The following is a 22,067-nucleotide window of genomic DNA, read 5'->3' as shown; positions in this document are numbered from 1 at the left end:
CCAACGAGCGGGCGAANTCCAGCGCCACCCGCTCCTCNGACGGGTCGGACAGCAGGATTTCGAAAGCGAAACGGTTTCCCGAACCATCGGTCAGCCGGCCGTCGCGCACCCGCCAGCCGGCCTGACCCAGCAGCCGCATCGCCTCGCGCCGGTTGGCGCGCAGGCCGGCCGGACCGTTGCCGCCATCCGGCAGAGCGACGGGCCTGGTGAAGAGATCCGGCGGCAGGCGGTCGCGGAACGGCTCCAGAGCCGTCAACTCCTCTCCCTCCGGCAACCCGCGGGCGGCAAGCTCGGAGTTGGGATAGTAGCTGGCGGTGCGGGTCAGCAGGCCGTGGAACAGGCTGCGGCCGATCCAGTCGAAGTCCGGCGCCATCCCCAGCGCCCGGCGCACCCGGACATCGGCGAAGATCGGCCGGCGGGTGTTGAAGATCAGGCCGCGCGCCGGTTCCGGGCGATGGTTCGGCAGCTCCTCCCGCACAATGCGGCCGTCGCTGAGCGCGGGGCCGTCGTAACCGGTCGCCCATTTGGCCGGATCGCTCTCGTAACGAACGTCGCCCTGCCCGGCCTTGAAGGCTTCCAGCGCCACGGAATCGTCGCGGTAATAGTCGAACTCCAGCCGGTCGGCGTTGTACTGGCCGATCCGGACCGGCAGGTCGCGGCCCCAATAGTCGCGCACCCGCTCGTAGACGATGCGGCGGCCGGGATCGACCGAGGCGACGCGGTAGGGACCGCTGCCCAGGATCGGCTCCAGCGTCGTGCGGCTGAAGTCGCGGCCGGACCAGAAGGCCCTGGAATGGATCGGCATCAGCCCCATCAGCAGCGGCATCTCGCGGTCGATGCTGCCGTCGTGGCCATTTTCGCCAGGGTTGGGGGAAAAGGCGAAGCGGACGGTCTGCGGATCGGGCGCCTCGGCCGCCGTGACCTTGGCGTAGAACAGCCGGCGGTTGGGGGTGCCGTCCCGTCGCTGCACCTCCAGCGAGAACAGCACGTCGGCGGCGGTCAGCGGCGTGCCGTCATGCCAGCGTGCCTTCGGGTTGATGTGGAAGGTGACGGCGGAGCGGTCGTCCGCCACCTCCACCCGGTCGGCCAGCAGGCCGTAGAGCGAGAAGGGCTCGTCCCACGACCGCGTCAGCAGCGTTTCGAAGACGTAGCCCAGCCCCAGCGCCGGCACGCCCTTGACGATGTGCGGATGCAGGCTGTCGAAGCTGCCGGTCACCGCCTGCCGGATCGTCCCGCCCTTCGGTGCGGCCGGGTTGACGTAGGGCAAGGCGGTGAAGTCCGGCGGCAATGCCAGATCGCCATGCATGGCGATGCCGTGACGCGGCAAGTCGGCCCCGGCCGGAAGCGGCGCCAGCATCGCCAGAAGGGTGAGGAGGAGACGGATCGGACGGGTCATGACCGGCAGGGTTGCCGCTTTGCCGCACCTGCGCAAGAGGCCGCGCAAGTTCCTTGGACTCAGGGTGCGTTCCGCCTAAACTCCGGCCCCGCGTGGCGCCGGACCGGGCATCGGCGCCAAAACAAGAATGTGCCCTGAATACGCCAGTCGAAGGAACGCGATACATGGATCTGAGCAAGCTCGCCGCGGGCAAGAATGTGCCCTGGGACGTGAACGTCGTCATCGAGATCCCGATCGGCGGCCAGCCGGTGAAGTATGAGGTCGACAAGGACTCGGGCGCCGTGTTCGTCGACCGTTTCCTGCACACCGCGATGTTCTATCCCTGCAACTACGGCTTCATCCCGCACACCCTGTCGGGTGACGGCGATCCGGTCGACGTCTGCGTCGTCGGCCAGCACGGCGTCGTCCCGGGGGCGGTCCTGCGCTCGCGTCCCATCGGCGTCCTGTACATGGAGGACGAGGCCGGCGAGGACGAGAAGCTGCTGGCCGTTCCGGTCGACAAGCTGCACCCGTTCTACACCGACGTGAAGAACTACACCGACCTGCCGGCCATCGTGACCGAGCAGATCGCCCACTTCTTCGAGCACTACAAGGATCTCGAAAAGAACAAGTGGGTGAAGGTCCGCGGCTGGGGCAACGCCGAAGAGGCCGCCAAGAAGATCGAGGAAGGCCTCGCCCGCGCCCTGGAAGCCAACAAGGGCAGCCCGGGTCCGGTGGTCTGAAGTCCGTGATCTGACCCTTGCGGCCTCAACCCTGTCTGCTTGGGGCCACACGGTCGGGCATGCATCTCCCCGCCTCCGGCATGTCCGCCGGCTGCGCGGGGAGATAGCCCAGCCCTTCAAGGGTCCGGCGCACCGCCAGATCCAGCGGGGTGTGCGGCTCCTCGCCCAGAAAAGCCAGCAGGCGGCGGTTGTCCAGCCGCACCGGCCGTTGCCACAGATAACGCATCTCGCCGATCTCGCGGAGCAGCGGCACCGCCAGACCGCCCAGCCGAACCGCCCACCACGGCATCCGCCGCACCGGCAGCCCCGGATCGCCGAGCGCGCGGGCGATGGCCGCGACCATCCCGCCGCCATCGGCATCCCAATGGCCCTCCATGTGGAACATCGCGTCTTCGCCCAGTTCCGCCTCGCGGTCGAGCAGGCGCATCGCCGTTTCGGCCACATCGGGCAGATAGGCCCATTGATGGCCAACTCCCGCCCGCCCCGGCTGGTTGATCCGGGTCGGCGGCTTGCCGGGCGTCAACAGCCCCTGGCTGAACCAGCTGCCACCGGGACGCGGACCGAAGAAGTCGCCGCAGCGCAGGATCAGCAGCGTCGCCCCCTGATCGACCGCGCGATGCAGGCGGCGTTCCATCTCCACCCGGATGGCGCCCTTGCGGGTCGTCGGGTTCTGCGCCGCCGTTTCCGGGATCAGCGGGAAGGCGTCGGGGCCGAAATTGTAGACGGTGCCGGGCAGCAGGATGCGGGCATGGTTGGCACGGGCGGCGGCGATGCTGTTGTCGAGCATGGGGAGAACCAACCGGTCCCAATCGCGGTAGCCGGGCGGGTTCACCGCATGGACGATCAGCGCCGCCCCTTCGGCCGCCATCCTCACATCGGCGGCGTTCATCGCGTCACCGACAATCCAGTCGATGCCGTCCGAACGCGGAGTCTCCGCCGGCTGGCGACGCAGGCCGCGCACCGTCCAGCCGCGTGCCGCCAGCGCCCGCGCCAGCTCGCCGCCGACCCCGCCGGTCGCCCCCAGGACAAGAGCCGCCCTGCCTGCGCCGGTCGCCCGCCCCGCCATCGCAACCCCCATCTTTGCCTCCATCATTCCCGCGATCCATGATGAGGGAAGGATGGGCCGCGACCCGGATGAACGGAATTGTCGAACTGCGGCGAGTGGCTATACTGAAATCGATGAACCCACCGCCACCGCCCAGCTGGGATCTCTACCGCAGTTTTCTGGCCGTGATCCGTGAAGGATCGCTGTCGGGGGCGGCACCCAGCCTCGGGTTGACGCAACCGACGCTGGCCCGCCACTTCGCCGCATTGGAGGAGGCGGTCGGCGGCTCCCTGTTCATCCGCTCGCCGCGCGGGCTCGACCCCACCGACGCCGCGCTCTCCCTGAAACCGCAGGCGGAGGCGTTGGAGACGGTGGCGGCCAGCCTGTGGCGCACGGCGTCAGGCTGGGGGGAGGAGGTGCGCGGCACCGTGCGGATCACCGCCAGCGAGGTGGTCGGCGCCCGCATCCTGCCGGCGATCCTGGCCGGGCTGCGGCAACGTCATCCGGCGCTGGAGGTCGAGCTGGCGCTGTCAAACAATGTCGACAACCTGCTGCGACGTGATGCCGATGTCGCCGTGCGCATGGTGGAACCGGACCAGCAGGCGTTGCTGGTGCGGCGGATCGGCACCATCGCGCTCGGCATGTATGCCCACCGCGATTACCTCGACCGCCAGGGCGTGCCGCACTGTCCGGACGACCTCGCCCGCCACAGCCTGATCGGCTTCGACCGCGAGACGCCCGACATCCGCGCCATGCTGCGGCGGGCACCGGCCATCGCCCTGCCCCGCTTCGCCCTGCGCTCCGACAGCCATCTGGCCCAGCTGTCGGCCATCGAGGCGGGGTTCGGCATCGGCATCTGCCAGGTCCCGCTGGCGCGGCGGAACCCCGACCTCCGGCGGGTGCTGGCCGACGCCTTCGACATGCCGATGGGCATGTGGGTCGTCATGCACGAGGATCTGCGCTCCACCCCCCGCTGCCGCGCCGTCTTCGACGGGCTGGCGGCGGGGCTGAGGGACCATGTGTCAGCGGATCCTGTGACGTAGCGTCAACTGGTCCAGCCCATCCGACGTTCTATGCCATCGGCGGCTTCCTTCAGGATTTCGGCGCTGCGGCGGAGCGCCGTTTCCTCCGCCGCCGACAGGTTGGGCAGAACGGTATCCACCGCGCCGCCGGCACCGATGACGCGCGGCAGCGACAGCACCAGCTGCGGCACGCCGCAGACCTCATCGGTCAGCATGGCGCAGGTCGCCACCAGCCGTTCGTCGGCACCGATGGCCGCCACCAGCCGGGCCAGCCCGCCGCCGATGCCGAAAGCGGTGTGGCCCTTGCCGTTGATGATGCGGTAGGCGGCACGGCGCACCCCCTCGTCGATGGCGGCGCGGTCTTCCGCCGTCAGGCTGCGGCGGAGCTGGGCGGCCGCCTGCTCCACCGGCAGGCCGGCGACGGTGGCGCTCGACCACAGCAGCACCTCCGAGTCGCCATGCTCGCCGACGACATGGGCATGGACGGAGCGCGGCGTCACCGCCAGCTGTTCCGCCAGCAGGGCGCGGAATCGCGCGGTGTCGAGCACGGTGCCGGAGCCGATGACCCGGTTGCGCGGCAATCCGCTGATGCGGGTGGCGATCTGTGTCATCACGTCCACCGGGTTGCTGGCGACCAGCAGGACGGCGTCGGGGGCGGCCTTCAGCACCTCCGGGATGATGGCGCCGAACACTTTGGCATTGCGTTCCAGCAGGTCCAGCCGGGTTTCACCGGGCTTCTGGGCGACGCCGGCCGACAGCACGACCACCCCCGCCCCCTCCAGCGCGGCATAGGAGCCGGCGCGGACGGTGACCGCATGGGTGAAGGGCACGGCATGGGCGATGTCCTGGGCCTGGGCCTGGGCCAGTGCCTCGTTCATGTCGACCAGGACGACCTCGCTCGCCGCCCCGGTGGTGACCATGGCGAAGGCGGCGGTGCTGCCGACAAACCCCGCCCCAACGATTCCGACCTTCATGCAGTCCTCCCCGAACCCGTTTCGCGGCGAATTGTGCTGGATCAATGATGGAAATAAAAGAACTCAAATAATGGCCGGGAGTGTCCCGAACTCGCCTCGCTCTCGCCTGTCAGCCAGTGTTCTCAATCAGTGGTTTTCCAACCAGTGGTTTTCCAGCCAAACAGGCAGAATTCTCTAGAATTTTAAGGATTGACCGATCATGTCCACTGGAATGGCAAACAATACCGGTTCCCGCGCCACGGATGGTGCATCGCTCCTTACCACACTGATCGGCCCGGCGGTTCTGCCCGACCGCTTCTCGCCGGCACTGCCGATGAACATGGTGCGCATCCTGCTGGGCCTGTTCTATGCCCCGCATGTCTACCAGAAACTGAGCGGCATCGACGCCTCGCTGGGTTTCTTCGCCAAGGCCGGGCTGGAGCCGGCGCCGCTGTTCCTCGGCCTCGCCATCATCTGCGAAGCCGTGGCCCTGGTGACGCTGGTCAGCGGCCTCTTCACCCGCTGGACGGCCCTGCTGTCGGCCGGCTGCATGGTCGTGGCCGCCTACGCCATGTTCGCCACCAAGGGCGTCAACTGGTACTGGGCCAAGGGCGGGGTGGAGTATCTGGTGCTGTGGGGACTGCTGTCCCTGGCGGTGTCGGCCGACGCCTGGCGCCGGACCTGGCGGTAGGGACAGCGAGGCGCAGCGACAGGTTCCGCGGTCCCGCCGGGTCCAGCGCGACGAAACGCCTCTTGCCCAATGGTCATACCAGCCCTTAATGTTGCGCCGCAGCAAATGGCGGGGATGAAAGTCCGGGCTTGCGCTGTTCGTCATCAAAACCGTCGGTAGCCCGTGGCACACTGGAGCCGGCGCCTCTTCCCAGCACCGGATCCGGTCATGACCGTTCGCAACCTCGACAAGCTGTTCAAGCCCGCCTCGATCGCCCTGATCGGTGCCAGCCGCAAGCCCGGCACGGTGGGCGCGGTGGTGGCCCGCAACCTGTTCCAGGCCGGCTTCGACGGGCCGGTGATGCCGGTCAACCCGACGGAACGCGCGGTGGAAGGGGTGCTGACCTACAAGACGGTGGACAGCCTGCCGATCACGCCGGACCTGGGCGTCATCTGCACCGCGCCCGACACGGTGGCGGCGACCATCGACGCGCTGGGCAAGCGCGGGACCAAGGCCGCCATCGTCATGACCAAGGGCATGACTGCCGACCAGACCCAGGCGATGCTGGACACCGCCAAGCCCTATCTGATGCGGGTGCTGGGGCCGAACAGCCTGGGCGCCATGGTGCCCGGCCGCGGCATGAACGCCAGCTTCGCGCCGGTGGCGCCGCGCAAGGGCGACGTCGCGCTGGTGGCGCAAAGCTCGATGGTGCTGACCTCCGTCGCCGATTGGGCGACGTCGCGCGGGATCGGCTTCTCGCATCTGGTGTCGCTGGGCGACCGCGGCGACGTCGATTTCGGCGATCTGCTGGACTATCTGGCCTCCGACGTCACCGTGCGCGCCATCCTGCTCTATATCGAGAGCATCACCCACGCCCGCAAATTCATGTCGGCCGCCCGCACCGCCTCGCGCCAGAAGCCGGTGATCGTCATCAAGGCCGGCCGGTCGGACGAGGCGCAGGAGGCCGCGGCGAGCCACACCGGGGCGCTGGCAGTGTCGGACGCCGTTTACGATGCGGTGTTCCGCCGCGCCGGCGTGCTGCGGGTGAACGATCTGGCCGAGCTGTTCGACGCCGCCGGCACGCTGGGCACCGGGGTGCCGATCACCGGAGACCGGCTGGCGATCCTGACCAACGGCGGCGGCATGGGGGTGATGGCCACCGACAAGCTGATCCAGGCCGGCGGCCGGCTCGCCGCCCTGGCGCCGGAGACGCAGGAGGCGCTGGCAGGGTCGCTGGGCACGCAACCGGGCGGGGCGCCCTTCCGCAACCCGCTGCGCATCGGCGCCGACGCCACGCCGAAGCGCTATGCCGAGGCGCTGAACGCGCTGATGCAGGACAACGCCAACGATGCGGTGCTGGTCCTGCACTGCCCGTCCGCCCTGACCGACAGCGAGGCCATCGCCCGGGCGGTGGCGGAAACGGTGCAGGCCAACAAGGCGCGCCGCCATCCGGTGCTGACCAGCTGGATCGGCGACCAGTCGGCGGTTGAGGCGCGCAAGCTGTTCGCCGACAGCCGCATCCCGACCTACAACGGCCCGTCCGACGCGGTGCGCGCCTTCATGCATCTGGTGCGCTACCGCCGCAGCCAGGAACTGCTGATGGAAACCCCGCCGTCGGTGGCGGAGGATTTCCAGCCCGACGAGATCGCCGTCAAGAAGGTGATCTCCCGCGCCATGGCCGAGAAGCGCGAGTGGCTGAGCGAGTATGAGGCCAAGCGCGTGCTGGCCGCCTACGGCATCCCGGTGGTCGACACCCGCGTCGCCCAGACGCCGGAGGAGGCCGCCGCCGCCGCCCGCGTCATCGGCGGCCCGATCGCGCTGAAGATCCTGTCGCACGACATCACCCACAAATCCGACGTCGGCGGCGTCGCGCTGGGCCTGACCAGCCCGGAGGACGTGAAGGCGGAAGCCGAGGCGATGCTGGCCCGCGTCGCCGAGCTGGCGCCCGAGGCGCGGATCGAAGGCTTCACCGTGCAGGAGATGGCCGTCCGCCCCGACGCCTATGAGCTGATCGTCGGCATGACCGAGAACGAGATGTTCGGCCCGGTCCTGCTGTTCGGCGAGGGCGGCATCGGTGTCGAGGTGGTGGAGGATTACGCGCTGGCCCTGCCGCCGCTGAACATGAAGCTGGCGGCCGAGCAGATGAGCCGCACCCGCATCCACCGTCAGCTCCAGGGCTTCCGCTCCCGCGCGGCGGTCGATCTGGACGCGGTGGCGCTGACGCTGAACAAGGTCAGCCAGCTGGTGGTCGACTTCCCCGAGATCGCGGAACTGGACATCAACCCGCTGCTGGCCGATGCCGACGGGGTGATGGCGCTGGACGCCCGCATCAAGGTCGGGGTGCCGGCACTGGCCGGGGCGGCACGGCTGGCGATCCGCCCCTATCCCAAGTCGCTGGAAGACCGCATCACCATCAAGGATGGCCGCCAGTTCCTCGTCCGCCCGATCCTGCCGGAGGACGAGCCGCTGGTTCATCATCTGGTGGAGAACCAGACGGCGGAAGACCTGCGCCTGCGCTTCTTCGCCCCGCTGAAGCGGCTGTCGCATCAGGCGGCGGCCCGGCTGACCCAGATCGACTATGACCGCGAGATGGGGCTGATCGCCGTCGGCCCCGACCCGCAGACCGGCGACACCATCATGTATGGCGTGGTGCGCATCACCGCCGACCCCGACAACCGCCGCGCCGAATATGCGGTGATGGTGCGGTCCGACATGAAGGGCCAGGGGCTGGGCTATATCCTGATGAACAAGATCCTCGACTATGCCCGTTCGCGCGGCATCAAGGAGGTCTATGGCGAGGTTCTGCGCGAGAACACCAACATGCTGAACATGTGCCGCGCCCTGGGTTTCGTCCGCAAGGAGAACCTGGACGAGCCCGGCGTGGTCGAGGTCCGCATCGAGTTGGGCGGCGGACTGGCGGTGTAAGACTCTTATACCGGCGGTTGACTACAGGTCTGGATGAGGCAATATCAGGCTTGGCGGGCAGGGGCCTTCATCCCCCTGCCCGCCGGCCCGATCCTTACCGGAAGAGGTCAAGCAGCCGCTTGACGATCTCCAGCACGAGGATCAGGAGCTTGAGGATTTGCATCATCCTCTTCACTCCTCGTAAGCGGCGGGGATGGCGGCCAGTCCGCCATCCCGTCCGTGCCGACACTGTGGCGCACGCATAGGTATTGCGGAAGCGCTTTTGCTCGCAAAATCAGAATTTTGAACGACTGCGGCCTGCCGTCGCGGTTGTCGCCGTTACGCCGGCCCCAGCACCACCTTCACGTCGGCCGGCTGGCCGAAGAAGGGGGCCGAGGTGATCAGCAGGCGGCAGCCGGCCGCGGCATAGGCGGCGGCGTTCGCCTCGGTTACGCCGCCGGCCGGGGCCACCACCGGCGGCGGCGTCAGGTGCCTTGTCGCCTCGATCACCGCGCGGGCGGCGTCGGGCGGCAGCTTTTCCAGCTGGATCACGTCGGCGCCGGCACGGGCGAAGGCCACCGCCTCCTCCACCGATCCGACCTCGACCACGATCTTCTTTTCCGGGGCCTTGCGGCGCAACTCCGCGATCCAGGTCTCCGGAGAGTCGCTCAGGAAGGCGCGGTGTTCGGCGAAGACCAACAGCGTTTCCGACAGGCCCAGCCGGTGCATCGCCGCCCCGCCCGCCTGCACCGCCTTGACGCTGAGATCCTTGGATCCTGGAAAGTTCTTGCGGGTGCAGGCGACGGTGACACCGGGCGCGGCCTCGACGATGCGGCGGGCGCGGGTGGCGATGCCCGAGGCGTATTCGACCAGCGTCTGCGCCACCTTCCAGGCCCGGTGCAGTGATCCGGCCGGGCCGTCCGCCTCCAGGAAGACCGCGCCGGCATCGACGGCGGTGCCGCTGGGCTCGACGCGCAGGATGCGGCCGCCGGCCTTCTCCACCAGCCGCGCCGCCTCCTCCGTCCCGGCCAGCACCATGGCGCCGCGGGCGGCGAAGCTCATCCGCGCCGGACGGACGGCGATGCCGAGCGAGTTCGTGGTCAGGTCGCCGTAGGGAACATCCTGCGCCAGAAGCGCGTCGAGGGCGGCGTCGGGCAGGATGGTCGTCATCGGCGGAAATTCCTTCCCTTAGAGCCAGCCGCGCCGGCGGAAGTACCAGAGGGGGACCACCGCCGACAGCACCATCAGCAGGATGGCCATGGGATAGCCGAACTCCCAGTCGAGTTCCGGCATATGCTTGAAATTCATGCCATAGGCCGACGCGATCAGCGTCGGCGGCATCAGCGCCACCGAGACGACCGAGAAGATCTTGATGATGGCGTTCTGTTCGATGTTGATCAGGCCCAGCGTGGCGTCGAGCAGGAAATTCGCCTCGTGCGCCAGGAAGCCGGCATGTTCGGTCAGGGACCGCAAGTCGCGCGTCATCGTCTTCAGCGCGGTCTTCTGGTCCTTGTTCAGCCGCCCGCCGCTGACCGAGGTCATGAACACCACCAGCCGGTCGAGGCCGGCGAGGCTGTCGCGCACCTTGTGGGTCAGGTCGCCGGCCCGGCCGATGCCGCGCAGCACGTCCTGCAGCTCGTCCGGCTTCTTGGCCGCCTTGCCGAAGCCGCCGCCATCCAGCGAATCGTCGAAGACGCGGGCCGACAGCTCGTCGATGCGGCCGCCGACCAGCTCCAGCACGTCGGCGACCCGGTCGATCACCGCATCCAGCAGGCCGAACAGCGCGCTGTCCCCGGTCGCCAGCAGTTCCGGCTGGCGGACGCAGCGGGCGGCGAAGGTGATGACCGGCAGCGGTTCGGTGTAGCGCAGCGTGATCAGGTGGCGCGGGGTCAGGACGAAGGTCAGCTCGCCCTGTTCCGGATGGGGCGAGGTGGCGCGCGAGATGATGGGAGAGGTCATGTAGATCCCCTCCCCCTCGACATAGAGCTGGCTGGAGGCCTCGATCTCCTTCATCTCCTCGCGCGTCGGCAGGTCGCAGCCGGTCAGCGCGCCGACATGGGCGCGCTCCGCTTCGGTCGGACGCAGAAGGTCGATCCAGACCGCGCCGCCCGGCAACTCCTCGCCGAGTTCCAGCGGCTGGCGCACCACCCGCCCGTCTTCGGCACGGGCATGGACGGTGATCAAAGGGCAGCCTCTTCCGGCACCGGCGCGCCGGCAGCGCGGCAGGCGGCGGCCAGCGTGTTCAGCATCAGGCAGGCGATGGTCATCGGACCGACGCCGCCGGGCACCGGCGTGATGGCGCCGGCAACCTTCACCGCCTCGTCGAAGGCGACGTCGCCGACCAGACGGGTCTTGCCGGGTTCGGCCGCGGCGACACGGTTGATGCCGACGTCGATCACCGTGGCGCCCGGCTTGATCCAGTCGCCGCGCACCATCTCCGGCCGGCCGACCGCCGCCACCAGGATGTCGGCACGGCGGCATTCCTCCGGCAGATCCGCCGTGCGGGAATGGGCCATGGTGACCGTGCAGTCGGCCTGCAGCAGGAGCTGGGCCATCGGCTTGCCGACGATGTTGGAGCGGCCGAGCACCAGGGCGCGCTTGCCCTTCAGGTCGCGGCCCAGCGTGTCGCGGATCAGCAGCAGGCTGCCCAGCGGGGTGCAGGGCACGATGGCGCCCGGCTGGCCGGTGGCGAGCAGGCCGGCATTGACGACGTGGAAGCCGTCGGCGTCCTTTTCCGGGACGATGCGGGCCAGAACCTTCTGGCTGTCGATGTGCCTGGGCAGCGGCAGCTGGACCAGGATGCCATGCACGGCCGGATCGGCGTTCAGCCGGTCGATCAGGGCCAGCAGGTCGGCTTCGGCCATGTCGGCCGGCTCATGATGGTCGAAGCTGTTCATGCCCAGCTCGACCAGCGCCCGCTCCTTGGAGCGGACATAGACCTGGCTGGCCGGATCCTCGCCCACCAGCACGACGGCCAGACCGGGGGTGACGCCATGGCTGGCCTTCAGCGCCGCCACACCGTCCGCCACCCGCGCACGCAGGCCGGCCGCAAAGGCCTTGCCGTCGATGATCTTCGCGTCCGCCATGCTATTCTCCACCCTCGCTGCCCACATCGTCGATCAGGGGCGACAACCGCGCCAGCAAAGACGCCGGGTCGCCCGCCACATGCAAAATCTTGTTCCGGTCGGTGGCGCCGGCCACCACCGTCAGGCTGGTCTTGGGCAGTTTCCATGCCTTCGACAACAGTTTTATGACGGCTTCGTTGGCTTTGCCGTTTTCCGGCACCGCCGTGACCGCCAGTTTCAACACCCGCCGTCCCTCTGCGGTGTCCGCAATGCCGGTGACCGCGTTGCGCGACGCCTTGGGCGTCACCCGCAGCGCGACGCGCAGGCCGTCGGCCACCGCCTCAAGGGGGGAGGTGGACGCCACGGTCAGAAGCGCGGCCAGTATTGCGCCATCAGGTTCTGGATGAAGGAGATCGCCAGCAGCACGACGATCGGCGACAGGTCCAGCCCACCCATGTTGGGCAGGACGCGGCGGATCGGGCGCAGCACCGGCTCGGTGATGCGGTACAGGAAATCGCCGATCAGATAGACCGCGCGGTTGCGCGTGTTCACAACGTTGAAGGCGACCAGCCAGCTGAGAATCGCCGACAGGATCAGGACCCAGAAGAACAGGTCGAGGACGGTGTTGATGAGCAGATACAATGCGATCATGCCGGGCCAGCTCCAGTGCGGTTTTTGCGACGGCCGCGCGCAGCGCACTGCGCAACGGGCGCCAGCCTTTTCCGGGCACCCTAAGCATAAGCACGGAGACCTGTCCAGTACGGCGGCCTGCCGATCTGCCGGGCGGCCTGCGGCGGATGGGCCGTCCTATGCCCCCACCCCATCCTAGCCATTGCACGCACACTTCATTTTTTCTGAATCAAGCGCTTGACAGCACCCCCCGTGATGGACAATATCCGCGCCACGCCGGGGCGACGAAGACGCAACGGTGTGAGTGTGGGGCCGTAGCTCAGCTGGGAGAGCGACGCGTTCGCAATGCGTAGGTCGGGAGTTCGATCCTCCTCGGCTCCACCATTTCCCCCTTCCAAGGAAGGGTGGGACAACTCAGAAGACGGTCAGCGGGCGTTGCCGGGAACGGCATCTGGCCCGCTTTTTCATTTTGGGCCTTCGCAGCCAGCAGACGTTGCCGACGGACCTGATAGCCCGCCGGCGGTTCCGCTGGCATTGCTAGTCGAAGAAATCCTCATCAACCCTCTTAATATGCATGGTTTCCTCGATCCTGCACCCAACGCCATGGCGGATCATCAGTTTGGCGAGTTGGATGCCATCGATCAGCACCATGCGGGTGCCGAGCCGGTCTGCCGTTTCCCGAGCTGACGCGGTAAAGGCGGAAGTGGTGACGAACAGTCCCTTGTTTGCCTTGAACAGGTTCAGGCTGCCGAAGAAGTCTCGAATCGCCCCGGCTCCGACTGTGTTGCCGTTAGCGTACCTCTTTGCCTGGACATAGATGCGATCCAGCCCTAGCGGGTCCTGATCGATGATTCCATCGACCCCATCATCGCCTGACTTGCCGACCAGAGCCTTGTCGAGATCCGTCACAGACCCGCCGTAGCCCATGGTGATCAGCAAGCGGACGACCGTTTTTTCAAAGAATGCAGGCGTTCCAGTGCGAACACGCTGAAGGATTTCCTCTGCCAAGGATGCTTCGATGCGCAAATATGCCTGCCGCATAACCTCATCGGGAGTTAGCGGACTCTCGGTGACCGGCAGCACGACCTCAGCAACGTCCGCAGTGTCAGTCATCTCGGCCTCACCATCCCGGAAGCCTTTGAAGCTCGGAAACTGCTCAAGAAATCGAATGGTGATCCGATCCGGCGGCGCCTTCAACACATCCCGCCCCACCGGTGTGATGCGGAAATGAGCCCGTCGCGTCAATTCCACGAGCCCGGCTTTGCTAAGATAGCTCTTCGCCCAGTGGACCCGGTTGGCAAAGGTCGTCTGCCGCCCGGAAGGCAGAAGGTGGGCCCGCTCCTCCTCAGTTAGCGTGAACGTGTCCGCAAGCTGGTCCACCACATCGCCGACGCGGATCTCGCCGCCGTCGGCGGCGGTTTTCAACACAGGCAGCATCAGGGTTTGAAAATCAGGAATAGCCATTACAATCCTAGGATCGCCTCAAAAGTGCACAACGATCAGGTCAACATACCAGATCGTGTGCGCTCTGTCTGAAGCAATCCCCGGTGTAGGCGTAATCACCCGTTCTCCGCCAGCACCGCCCCCGCGAGATAGAGCGAGCCGCAGATCAGCACGCGCGCCGGACCGGGCCGGCCGGCCACCAGATCGGCCAGGGCGGCGTCCACGCCGTCGGCGGCAGCGTGGTCGCGGATGCCGCAGAGCTTGGCCGTCTCGCAGGATTCCTCCGCGGTGAAGCTGGCTTCCTCGCCGGGGATCGCCACCGCGCGCAGCGAATGGGTGAAGGGGGCGAGGGGGCCGAGGAACTCGAACGGGTCCTTGCTGGACAGCATGCCGTAGATCAGCAGCAGCGGCAGGGCCGGGTTGCCGTCCGATTGGCCGCGCGACCAGTCAACCGCCTGACGGGCCAGAACCTCGCCCGCCGAATCGTTGTGGCCGCCGTCCAGCCACAGTTCCCACCCCGCCGGCAGGCTCTCGGCCAGCGGACCGCGGGTCAGCCGTTGCAGGCGGGCCGGCCATTCGACGGTGGCAAGGCCGCGGCGCACCGCCTCGTCGTCCACCGCCAGCGGCAGATGGTCGAGGCAGGCGATGGCGACGCCGGCATTGGTGATCTGGTGGGCGCCGGCCAGTCCGGGCATCGGCAGGTCGAGCCTGCGCCTGGCGCTCTCGAAGCGGAAGCCGTTCGGCAGCCCCTCCACCGACCAGCTCTGGATCGGGGCGGCGATGGCGTTGGCGCGCAGGGTCAAGGCCTTCAGCGCGTCGGCCTCCGGCTGCGGGGCGAGAACCACGGGGACGCCGGGCTTGAAGATGCCGGCCTTCTCGCTGGCGATCTCCAGCAGCGACTCCCCCAGGAACTGGCGGTGGTCGTAGGAGATGCGGGTGATCGCCGTCACCGCCGGCCTGTCCACCACATTGGTGGCGTCCAGCCGGCCGCCCAGCCCGGTTTCCAGCAGGACCACGTCGGCCGGCACGCGGGAGAAGGCGAGGAAGGCGGCGAACGTCGTCACCTCGAAGAAGGTGATCGGGTTGCCGGCGTTGGCGACCTCGCACTCCTCCAGCAGGGCGGCCAGATGCTCGTCGTCGATCAGCCGCCCACCTGGATGCCCGCCCAGCCGGATGCGCTCATGGAAGCGGACGAGATGCGGCGAGGTGTAGACATGGACACGGTGGCCGGCCGCTTCCAGCATCGCGCGCAGGAAGGCGACCGTCGATCCCTTGCCGTTGGTCCCGGCGACATGGATCACCGGCGGCAGCTTGCGCTCCGGATGGTCCAGCGCCGCCAGAAGGCGGTGCATCCGGTCCAGAGACAGGTCGATGACCTTGGGGTGAAGCCCCTTCAACCGATCCAGCACCGGGTCGGAACGGGTCGCAGCCGGCCTGGCGGGAGGAGTGGCCGGCAAACGGGGGGCATCGGTCATGATCGTCTCTGGTCAGGGAATCGCAGGGTGCCGTCGGTCAGTCGTCGCCGGCCTGGACCGCGGTCTGTTGGGAGGAAGCCGGCTGGGCCGCAGTCGCCTGCGTCGCCGTCGGTGCGCCCGCTTGGGGCGTGCCTGCCGGGGGAGTGCCCGGCTGGGGCAGTTGGAGCGGCTCGCCGTCGGCCGGTTGAGCGGCGGTCAGGTCGAGATCCTCGACCACCGCGTCGATGCGCGGCGTCATCAGCAGGCCGATGGTGCGGACCAGCGTCGGGCGCAGGTCGCGGCGGTGGACGACCATGTCGACCATGCCGTGTTCCAGCAGATATTCGGAACGCTGGAAGCCTTCCGGCAGGGTCTCGCGGATCGTGCTTTCGATCACGCGGGCACCGGCGAAGCCGATCTGCGCGCCCTTTTCGGCGATGTGGATGTCGCCCAGCATGGCGAAGCTGGCGGTGACGCCGCCGGTGGTCGGGTCGGTCAGCACGACGATGTAGGGCAGGCCGGCTTCCTTGACCATCTCCACCGCGATGGTGGTGCGCGGCATCTGCATCAGCGACAGGATGCCTTCCTGCATGCGGGCACCGCCCGAGGCCGGAACGACGATCAGCGGGGCGTTCTTCGCCACCGCCAGACGGGCGGCGGTCAGTAGCCCTTCGCCGACGGCGATGCCCATCGACCCGCCCATGAAGCCGAAGTCGAAGGCGGCGACCACGGCGGCATGCCCGCCGATGCGGCCCTCGCCGACGACGATGGCGTCGGTGCGGCCGGTCTTGGTCTGCGCTTCCTTCAGCCGGTCGGTGTAGCGCTTCTGATCGCGGAACTTCAGCGGATCGGCGACCGACTTCGGCAGCTCGACAGCCTCATAGGCGCCGTCGTCGAACATCGACTCCAGCCGCTTGACCGGGTCGAGCCGCATGTGGAAGCCGCAATGCTGGCAGACGTGCAGGTTCTCTTCCAGCTCGCGGTGGAACAACATCGACTCGCAGCTCGGGCACTTGTGCCAGAGGTTGTCGGGCACTTCCTTGCGGGCATAGAGCGCGCGGATCTTGGGACGGACGTAGTTGGTAAGCCAGTTCATGGAACGCCTTTCAACGACATGGCGGTATGCCGAAGCCCGGCGCCGGCCGGACATCGGGTCCGTGCCGCACCGGGCTCTTCAGCCGTTCGTCGCCATGAGCGATCGTGTTGCAGGTGTCGTAAAGCGGTTTGCCGTCGTTGTAAACCGTCCGTCCCTCAGCCCCGCGCCGCGCGCACGCCCTTGGCCAGTTCGCCGACGAAGCCCAGAACGTCCTCGACCGTGCCCGGCCTGACCGTACCCGACCCGTCGATCCCATCGGCCAGACGGGTGACGATGGCGGAGCCGACCACGGCGGCGTCGGCGACGCGGGCGACCTCGGCGGCCTGGTCCGGCGTCTTGATGCCGAAGCCGACGGCGACCGGCAGGTCGGTGTGGCGCTTCAGCCGGGCGACCGCCGCGTCGATGGCGGTGTTGGACGCGCTGGCGGTGCCGGTGATGCCGGCGATCGACACGTAATAGACGAAGCCCGAGGTGTTGCGCATCACCATCGGCATGCGCGCCTCGTCGGTGGTCGGCGTCGTCAGGCGGACGAAGCTGACGCCCGCCTTCAGCGCCGGGATGCACAGCTCCTCGTCCTCTTCCGGCGGCAGGTCGACGACGATCAGCCCGTCGACCCCGGCCTCGCGCGCGGCGGCCAGGAAGGGCTCCACCCCATAGGCATGGATCGGGTTGAAATAGCCCATCAGGATGATCGGGGTGTCGGCGTCCTGCCGGCGGAAGACGCGGACCATCTCCAGCGTCCTGCGCACCGTCATGCCGGCCTTCAGCGCGCGCAGCGAGGACGCCTGGATCGCCGGGCCGTCGGCCATCGGGTCGGTGAAGGGCATGCCCAGCTCGATCAGGTCGGCGCCGGCGGCCGGCAGGCCGTTCAGCACCGCCTGCGACACGGCGGGATCGGGGTCGCCGGCGGTGATGAAGGTGACCAGACCGGCGCGGCGCTGCGCCTTCAGCGCGGCAAAACGGCGGGCGATGCGGCCATCGGCCAAGATGTCGGCACTCACAGTTCCACTCCCAGATGCTTGGCGACGGAGAAGATGTCCTTGTCGCCGCGGCCCGACAGGCACAGCACCATCAGGTGGTCCTTGGGCAGTTTCGGTGCGCGCTTGATCACCTCGGCAAGGCCGTGGGCGGATTCCAGCGCCGGGATGATGCCCTCGGTGCGGGCGCAGAGCTGGAAGGCGTCCAGCGCCTCCCGGTCGGTGGCATAGGCATACTCGACGCGGCCGACATCGTGCAGCCAGCTGTGCTCCGGCCCGATGCCGGGATAGTCGAGGCCGGCGGAGATCGAGTGGCCTTCGAGGATCTGGCCGTCCTCGTCCTGCAGCAGATAGGTGCGGTTGCCGTGCAGCACGCCCGGACGGCCGCCGTTGATCGAGGCGGCATGGTCGAGCGGCCCCTTCTCGATGCCGCGGCCGGCGGCCTCGACGCCGACCATCTGCACCGACGGATCGTCGAGGAAGGGATGGAACAGGCCGATGGCGTTGGACCCGCCGCCGACGCAGGCGACCAGGCTGTCGGGCAAGCGGCCTTCCAGCTCCTGCATCTGGCTGCGCACCTCGTCGCCGATCACCGACTGGAAGTCGCGGACCATGGCGGGATAGGGGTGCGGCCCGGCGGCGGTGCCGATGATGTAGAAGGTGTCGGCGACGTTGGTGACCCAGTCGCGCAGCGCCTCGTTCATCGCGTCCTTCAGCGTGCCGCTGCCCGAGGTCACGGCGCGGACCTCCGCCCCCAGCAGCTTCATGCGGAAGACGTTGGGCTGCTGGCGGGCGATGTCGGTCTCGCCCATGTAGATGACGCAGGGCATGTCGTAGAGCGCGCACACGGTCGCGGTCGCCACGCCATGCTGGCCGGCGCCCGTCTCGGCGATGATGCGGGTCTTGCCCATGCGCCGGGCCAGCAGGATCTGGCCAATGCAGTTGTTGATCTTGTGCGCGCCGGTGTGGTTCAGCTCCTCGCGCTTGAAGTAGATCTTGGCGCCGCCCAGCTGTTCGGTCAGGCGTTCCGCGTAATAGAGCGGGTTGGGCCGGCCGACATACTGCTTCAGCTGCTGGCGCATCTCCCCTTCGAAGGCGGGATCGGCGCGCGCCTCGCGATAGGCCTTCTCGACCTCCAGGATCAGGGGCATCAGCGTTTCGGCGACGAAGCGGCCGCCAAAGATTCCGAAATGCCCGCGCTCGTCGGGACCGGAGCGGTAGGTGTTCAGTTTGGTCATCGTCTGCGGCACTGCCTGAAGTCGAAGGGAAGCTGGGATCGAAATGGTGGCACCGGGTCCGGACACCGGCCAAGCGCGACACCATACCGGCGGGACGCGCCGATTTGAAGCGCCGGACCGCGGAAATCCGTGATTCCCGCCAGCCGATGGGCTACCGCATACATGGAGCGGGGCTTTGCAGCGGCAAGGCCGCGCCCTTACACTGGCGCCTTCCTCACTGCGGAGCATGGTTGCGATGACCGAGCGGACACCGCCGTCGCTTCTCCCCACGGATCTCCCGCCGCGTCCCCGGCGGATTCTGGTGGTGGAGGACAGTCCGCTGAACCAGATGCTGGTCACCGCCATCCTGGCCCAGGCCGGCCACCGTGCCGACACCGCCGGCAATGGCCTGGAGGCGGTGATGGCGGCGCAGAACGGCGGCTATGACCTGGTCCTGATGGACCTGTCGATGCCGGAGATGGACGGGCTGACCGCCACCCGCCTGCTGCGCGACCTGCCCGGTCCGGCCGGCCGGGTGCCGGTGATCGCCATGACCGCCGACACGGACGCCACCGACCGGGCGCGCTGCCGGGATGCCGGCATGAACGACCATGTCGCCAAGCCGGTGGACCGGGCGGTGCTGCTGGAGACGGTGGAGAAATGGCTGCGCGCGGCGGCATCGCCCGAAGCCTCGGCCGGATTCGGCCCCTGCACCGGAGCGGCGCCGGCTGCGGCGGGCGAGGTGCTGGATTGCGAGGTGCTGGCCCAGCTGGCCCAGGATCTGGATGCGGACCTGCTGGCCGACGTGCTGCGGCAATTCGTTGAGGAGACGCGGGAGCGGGTGGCGCGCATCGCGGCGGAGACCGACCGCGCCGTGCTGACGCGCGAAGCGCACACGCTCAAGAGCACCGCCGGGACTTTTGGCGCCCGCGCCCTGTGCGGCGCCGCCCGTGCCCTGGAAATGGCCTGCCGGGCATCCCTTGCGGGGAGCGGCGGCCCGGAAACGGAAGGGGACGGAGCGGCGGACGCGGTGGAGAGGCTGCGCAGCGAGATTCCCCGGCTGGCCGGGGATGCCATCGCGGCCTACCGCGCCGCCGGCTATCCGGTCTGAGGGGCAGCGTCGGATCAGGGCAGCCCCGTCACTCGACGACGCTGATGTTCACCGCCGAATCCTTGCCATTGGTGCCGCGGGCAACCTCGAACTGGACGCGCTGGCCTTCCGACAGGGCATGCAGGCCCGAGCGCTGGACCGCGGTGATGTGAACGAACACGTCCTTCGAACCGGCTTCCGGCGCGATGAAGCCGTACCCCTTGGTGGTGTTGAACCATTTTACTGTACCGTTGGTCATGAGCCTCCCCCTTAGTCACTGCAAGACTGGTCTTTAGCCAAATGGATAGGTCCGGAATCGCCGGCATCGGCCGCGCCATGAGGTCTGCCGGGCAAGCGGAACCAAGACATTGTGCGGGGAGGCTAGCCGCATGCTGTGGTTGCGGGCAATTCCATCTCACGGCATAGGACCAACGACGGCCAAGTCCGAAGTGGAATTACGACCAAGGCGGCGGTGCTTTGTCGAAGGGTATTAGCCCGTTTCTTGGACAATTCCGCCCGAATGTAGGATTTTCTTGCCGAAAGAAAGGGTTAGGCCGGATCGCGCAGGATTGGAATCGACCCGAAACACACATCGGATCGGCGATAGGGCTACAGCTTTCCTTCGGCCTGCCAGGCCAGGCGCTTGCGGTAGATCGTCGAGGCGCTGATCTGCAGCAGGGCGGCAGCGCGCGGGATGTTGCCGTCGCAGGCGGCGATGGCATCCTCGATGGCGTCCTTCTCCACCTCCCACAGCGGCTTGATGGAGTCCGGGGAGGGCGGTGCCTGCGGGCGCGGGGCCGGCGGGGCACCGGCCGGCATGGCGGCGGAGGCGGCCGGAACCTGCAGCGGCGGCTGCGTGCCGAGCGGCGGCGGCAGCATCTCCGTCGTCACGGTGTCGCCGTCCTGCAGGACGGCGACGATGCGCACGACATTCTGCAGCTGGCGGACATTGCCCGGCCAATGATAGTGGCGCAGGACCTGTTCGGCCTCGGGCGAGAAGCGGGTGAAGCCCTTCTTCTCCTCGCGGGCGAACTCCGCCAGATAATGGCGGGCGATCTCCAGCACATCGTCCTCGCGCTCGCGCAGCGGCGGCAGATGGATGGGGATGACGTGCAGGCGGTAATAGAGATCCTCGCGGAACCGCCCTTCCTCCACCTCGCGCAGGGGGTCGCGGTTGGTGGCGCAGACGATGCGCAGGTCGACCTTCTCCAGCTTCGACCCGCCCACGGGCGTGAAGGTGCCGGTCTGGATGAAGCGCAGCAGCTTGGTCTGCAGGTCGGGCGCCAGTTCGCAGATCTCGTCGAGGAACAGGGTGCCGCCGTCGGCGCGGGCCGCCGCGCCTTCGCGGTCGGACACCGCCCCGGTGAAGCTGCCCTTCATGTGGCCGAAGATCTCGCTTTCCATGAGATCCTTCGGGATGGCGCCGCAGTTGATGGCGATGAAGGGCTTCGACGCCCGTTGGCTCTGGCGGTGGATCGCCTCGGCGCAGACCTCCTTGCCGGTGCCGGATTCGCCGGTGATGAAGACGGTGGCGCGCGAGGAGGCGGCGCTGTCGACGATGCGGTAGACCGCCTGCATCGTCAGCGACGAGCCGATGAAGCCATGGTAGCGGGCGCGGTTCAGGTCCTTCTCGAAGGTGTCGACCAGCTGGGCCAGCCGCAGCCGCTCCATGGCGTTGCGGACCGTCACCACCAGCCGGTCGGCGGAGAAGGGCTTCACCAGGAAGTCGTAGGCGCCGTAGCGCATCGCCTCCACCGCCGCCTTCACCGAGCCGTGGGCGGTGATGACGATGACGGCGCAGGGCAGCGCCTGGGAGTCGATGCGCTTCAGCACCTCCATCCCGTTCATGTCCGGCAGCTGCAGGTCGAGCAGCACCACCATCGGGGCGCCGCCGTTCAACTGCGCCAGGGCGTCGGCCCCGGTCTCCACCGAGATGACGGCGTGGGATTCCTTTTTCAGGTATTCCGCATAGACACGGGCCAGCGAGGGCGTGTCTTCGATCAGCAGGACGGGGATGGAGCCGGGCGGCATGCTGTGTGCGACACGCGAGGATAGGGACGGGACAGCTCCTATTGTCTAACAGATAATTCTGAAAATCCCACCCCCACGCGCATGTGCGGGAGGCCGACCATATCGAATTCTCCTCAGGTTCGGATCTGTCGCGGCGGCGCCGCTTGCCGGAGGCGGCGCGATGAACTATCAGCAGCGGACATCGGGGCGCCGGAAGAGAGCGCCAGGAAGAGGGGGTCGCCATGGCCGATCACGCCATTCTTGCCGGCAAGCGCATTCTGCTGGTCATCGCCGGCGGCATTGCCGCCTACAAGAGCCTGGATCTGATCCGCCGCCTGCGCGAACGCGGTGCGACGGTGCGCGCGGTGATGAC

General features: G+C 68.1%; 21 protein-coding genes and 1 tRNA gene. 7 read left to right on the top strand and 15 right to left on the bottom strand.

Annotated features, from left to right (window positions below; translation table 11 throughout):
* Window positions 1–1,396: extracellular solute-binding protein (locus tag I71_RS28640; protein ID WP_042702291.1), on the bottom strand; the 1,396-nt coding region annotated here is incomplete at its 3' end.
* A 164-nt stretch (window positions 1,397–1,560) separates the two neighbouring features.
* Here I71_RS28640 and ppa point away from each other — a divergent pair.
* Window positions 1,561–2,118 (top strand): inorganic diphosphatase, encoded by a 558-nt coding sequence (gene ppa, locus I71_RS28635; RefSeq protein WP_042702282.1) that lies wholly within the window; start codon window positions 1,561–1,563, stop codon window positions 2,116–2,118.
* A 25-nt stretch (window positions 2,119–2,143) separates the two neighbouring features.
* Here ppa and I71_RS28630 read toward each other — a convergent pair whose 3' ends face one another.
* The gene (locus I71_RS28630; RefSeq protein WP_244434111.1) at window positions 2,144–3,211 is read right to left on the bottom strand and encodes an NAD(P)H-binding protein; all 1,068 of its coding nucleotides are present in this window, start codon (window positions 3,209–3,211) and stop codon (window positions 2,144–2,146) included.
* 86 nt (window positions 3,212–3,297) lie between these two features.
* On the opposite strand from I71_RS28630, the gene I71_RS28625 reads away from it, so the two are divergent.
* Window positions 3,298–4,206, top strand: coding sequence for a LysR family transcriptional regulator (locus I71_RS28625; RefSeq protein ID WP_042702279.1), 909 nt, complete (start codon window positions 3,298–3,300; stop codon window positions 4,204–4,206).
* Window positions 4,207–4,208: 2 nt separating this feature from the next.
* Here the strand turns inward: I71_RS28625 and I71_RS28620 are convergent, their stop codons facing one another.
* Window positions 4,209–5,159 (bottom strand): L-lactate dehydrogenase, encoded by a 951-nt coding sequence (locus tag I71_RS28620; RefSeq protein ID WP_042702276.1) that lies wholly within the window; start codon window positions 5,157–5,159, stop codon window positions 4,209–4,211.
* A gap of 199 nt (window positions 5,160–5,358) precedes the next feature.
* Here I71_RS28620 and I71_RS28615 point away from each other — a divergent pair, with 199 nt between their 5' ends.
* Window positions 5,359–5,829 carry a DoxX family protein gene (locus I71_RS28615; RefSeq protein WP_083897445.1) on the top strand — a complete coding sequence of 157 codons (471 nt, stop codon included), beginning with the start codon at window positions 5,359–5,361 and terminating at the stop codon, window positions 5,827–5,829.
* 207 nt (window positions 5,830–6,036) lie between these two features.
* Window positions 6,037–8,733, top strand: coding sequence for a bifunctional acetate--CoA ligase family protein/GNAT family N-acetyltransferase (locus I71_RS28610; protein WP_042702273.1), 2,697 nt, complete (start codon window positions 6,037–6,039; stop codon window positions 8,731–8,733).
* 318 nt (window positions 8,734–9,051) lie between these two features.
* On the opposite strand, the gene modD is transcribed toward I71_RS28610, so the two are convergent.
* Genes modD through I71_RS28585 form a run of 5 tightly spaced genes read right to left on the bottom strand, consistent with a single transcriptional unit; the run spans window position 9,052 to window position 12,428 of the window.
* Window positions 9,052–9,882: a ModD protein gene (gene modD, locus I71_RS28605; RefSeq protein ID WP_042702270.1), complete on the bottom strand. Its 831-nt coding sequence runs from the start codon at window positions 9,880–9,882 to the stop codon at window positions 9,052–9,054.
* 18 nt (window positions 9,883–9,900) lie between these two features.
* A complete protein-coding gene (locus I71_RS28600; RefSeq protein ID WP_042702267.1) occupies window positions 9,901–10,896 on the bottom strand; it encodes a magnesium transporter CorA family protein in 996 nt (331 codons plus the stop codon).
* On the bottom strand, window positions 10,893–11,798 hold the full coding sequence (gene folD / locus I71_RS28595) for a bifunctional methylenetetrahydrofolate dehydrogenase/methenyltetrahydrofolate cyclohydrolase FolD (protein ID WP_042702264.1): 906 nt from the start codon (window positions 11,796–11,798) through the stop codon (window positions 10,893–10,895). The genes I71_RS28600 and folD overlap by 4 nt, the downstream gene beginning before the upstream one ends.
* 1 nt (window position 11,799) lies before the next feature.
* Window positions 11,800–12,141 carry a DUF167 family protein gene (locus I71_RS28590; RefSeq protein ID WP_042702261.1) on the bottom strand — a complete coding sequence of 114 codons (342 nt, stop codon included), beginning with the start codon at window positions 12,139–12,141 and terminating at the stop codon, window positions 11,800–11,802.
* 2 nt (window positions 12,142–12,143) lie between these two features.
* Entirely contained in the window at window positions 12,144–12,428 is a 285-nt protein-coding gene (locus I71_RS28585) for a YggT family protein (RefSeq protein WP_042702259.1), read from the bottom strand.
* Between the two features lie 287 nt (window positions 12,429–12,715).
* Between I71_RS28585 and I71_RS28580 the strand changes: the two genes are divergently transcribed.
* A tRNA-Ala gene (locus I71_RS28580) sits at window positions 12,716–12,791 on the top strand.
* A gap of 153 nt (window positions 12,792–12,944) precedes the next feature.
* Here I71_RS28580 and I71_RS28575 read toward each other — a convergent pair.
* The 5 genes from I71_RS28575 to trpB form a co-directional block, all read right to left on the bottom strand.
* Complete coding sequence (locus I71_RS28575; protein WP_042702256.1) at window positions 12,945–13,871, bottom strand: restriction endonuclease; 927 nt, start codon at window positions 13,869–13,871, stop codon at window positions 12,945–12,947.
* A gap of 95 nt (window positions 13,872–13,966) precedes the next feature.
* A complete protein-coding gene (locus I71_RS28570; protein WP_042702253.1) occupies window positions 13,967–15,325 on the bottom strand; it encodes a folylpolyglutamate synthase/dihydrofolate synthase family protein in 1,359 nt (452 codons plus the stop codon).
* 37 nt (window positions 15,326–15,362) lie between these two features.
* Window positions 15,363–16,400, bottom strand: coding sequence for an acetyl-CoA carboxylase, carboxyltransferase subunit beta (gene accD, locus I71_RS28565; RefSeq protein ID WP_042702250.1), 1,038 nt, complete (start codon window positions 16,398–16,400; stop codon window positions 15,363–15,365).
* A 155-nt stretch (window positions 16,401–16,555) separates the two neighbouring features.
* On the bottom strand, window positions 16,556–17,401 hold the full coding sequence (trpA, locus tag I71_RS28560) for a tryptophan synthase subunit alpha (RefSeq protein WP_042702246.1): 846 nt from the start codon (window positions 17,399–17,401) through the stop codon (window positions 16,556–16,558).
* Window positions 17,398–18,615 (bottom strand): tryptophan synthase subunit beta, encoded by a 1,218-nt coding sequence (gene trpB, locus I71_RS28555; RefSeq protein WP_042702243.1) that lies wholly within the window; start codon window positions 18,613–18,615, stop codon window positions 17,398–17,400. The genes trpA and trpB overlap by 4 nt, the downstream gene beginning before the upstream one ends.
* 235 nt (window positions 18,616–18,850) lie before the next feature.
* On the opposite strand from trpB, the gene I71_RS40730 reads away from it, so the two are divergent.
* Entirely contained in the window at window positions 18,851–19,705 is an 855-nt protein-coding gene (locus I71_RS40730; protein ID WP_042702240.1) for a response regulator, read from the top strand.
* A 28-nt stretch (window positions 19,706–19,733) separates the two neighbouring features.
* Here I71_RS40730 and I71_RS28545 read toward each other — a convergent pair whose 3' ends face one another.
* Together I71_RS28545 and I71_RS28540 are read right to left on the bottom strand one after the other, a co-directional pair.
* A complete protein-coding gene (locus tag I71_RS28545) occupies window positions 19,734–19,943 on the bottom strand; it encodes a cold-shock protein (protein ID WP_014249082.1) in 210 nt (69 codons plus the stop codon).
* Between the two features lie 350 nt (window positions 19,944–20,293).
* Entirely contained in the window at window positions 20,294–21,715 is a 1,422-nt protein-coding gene (locus tag I71_RS28540) for a sigma-54 dependent transcriptional regulator (protein ID WP_042702237.1), read from the bottom strand.
* A 221-nt stretch (window positions 21,716–21,936) separates the two neighbouring features.
* Between I71_RS28540 and I71_RS37840 the strand changes: the two genes are divergently transcribed.
* On the top strand, window positions 21,937–22,067 hold a 131-nt coding region (locus tag I71_RS37840), incomplete at its 3' end, for a flavoprotein (RefSeq protein WP_280109924.1).

The sequence above is a fragment of the Azospirillum sp. B506 genome (assembly GCF_000333595.1).
In the GTDB taxonomy this organism is placed as follows: Bacteria; Pseudomonadota; Alphaproteobacteria; order Azospirillales; family Azospirillaceae; genus Azospirillum.
This window is presented reverse-complemented; position numbering and strand designations above follow the sequence as displayed.

Excerpts from the sequence above, each read along its gene's own strand:
- ppa (WP_042702282.1), top strand. The coding sequence starts at position 1,561 with ATGGATCTGAGCAAGCTCGCCGCGGGCAAGAATGTGCCCTGGGACGTG.
- I71_RS28630 (WP_244434111.1), bottom strand. The coding sequence starts at position 3,211 with ATGATGGAGGCAAAGATGGGGGTTGCGATGGCGGGGCGGGCGACCGGC.
- I71_RS28625 (WP_042702279.1), top strand. The coding sequence starts at position 3,298 with ATGAACCCACCGCCACCGCCCAGCTGGGATCTCTACCGCAGTTTTCTG.
- I71_RS28620 (WP_042702276.1), bottom strand. The coding sequence starts at position 5,159 with ATGAAGGTCGGAATCGTTGGGGCGGGGTTTGTCGGCAGCACCGCCGCC.
- I71_RS28615 (WP_083897445.1), top strand. The coding sequence starts at position 5,359 with ATGTCCACTGGAATGGCAAACAATACCGGTTCCCGCGCCACGGATGGT.
- I71_RS28610 (WP_042702273.1), top strand. The coding sequence starts at position 6,037 with ATGACCGTTCGCAACCTCGACAAGCTGTTCAAGCCCGCCTCGATCGCC.
- modD (WP_042702270.1), bottom strand. The coding sequence starts at position 9,882 with ATGACGACCATCCTGCCCGACGCCGCCCTCGACGCGCTTCTGGCGCAG.
- folD (WP_042702264.1), bottom strand. The coding sequence starts at position 11,798 with ATGGCGGACGCGAAGATCATCGACGGCAAGGCCTTTGCGGCCGGCCTG.
- I71_RS28585 (WP_042702259.1), bottom strand. The coding sequence starts at position 12,428 with ATGATCGCATTGTATCTGCTCATCAACACCGTCCTCGACCTGTTCTTC.
- I71_RS28575 (WP_042702256.1), bottom strand. The coding sequence starts at position 13,871 with ATGGCTATTCCTGATTTTCAAACCCTGATGCTGCCTGTGTTGAAAACC.
- I71_RS28570 (WP_042702253.1), bottom strand. The coding sequence starts at position 15,325 with ATGACCGATGCCCCCCGTTTGCCGGCCACTCCTCCCGCCAGGCCGGCT.
- accD (WP_042702250.1), bottom strand. The coding sequence starts at position 16,400 with ATGAACTGGCTTACCAACTACGTCCGTCCCAAGATCCGCGCGCTCTAT.
- trpB (WP_042702243.1), bottom strand. The coding sequence starts at position 18,615 with ATGACCAAACTGAACACCTACCGCTCCGGTCCCGACGAGCGCGGGCAT.
- I71_RS40730 (WP_042702240.1), top strand. The coding sequence starts at position 18,851 with ATGACCGAGCGGACACCGCCGTCGCTTCTCCCCACGGATCTCCCGCCG.
- I71_RS28545 (WP_014249082.1), bottom strand. The coding sequence starts at position 19,943 with ATGACCAACGGTACAGTAAAATGGTTCAACACCACCAAGGGGTACGGC.
- I71_RS28540 (WP_042702237.1), bottom strand. The coding sequence starts at position 21,715 with ATGCCGCCCGGCTCCATCCCCGTCCTGCTGATCGAAGACACGCCCTCG.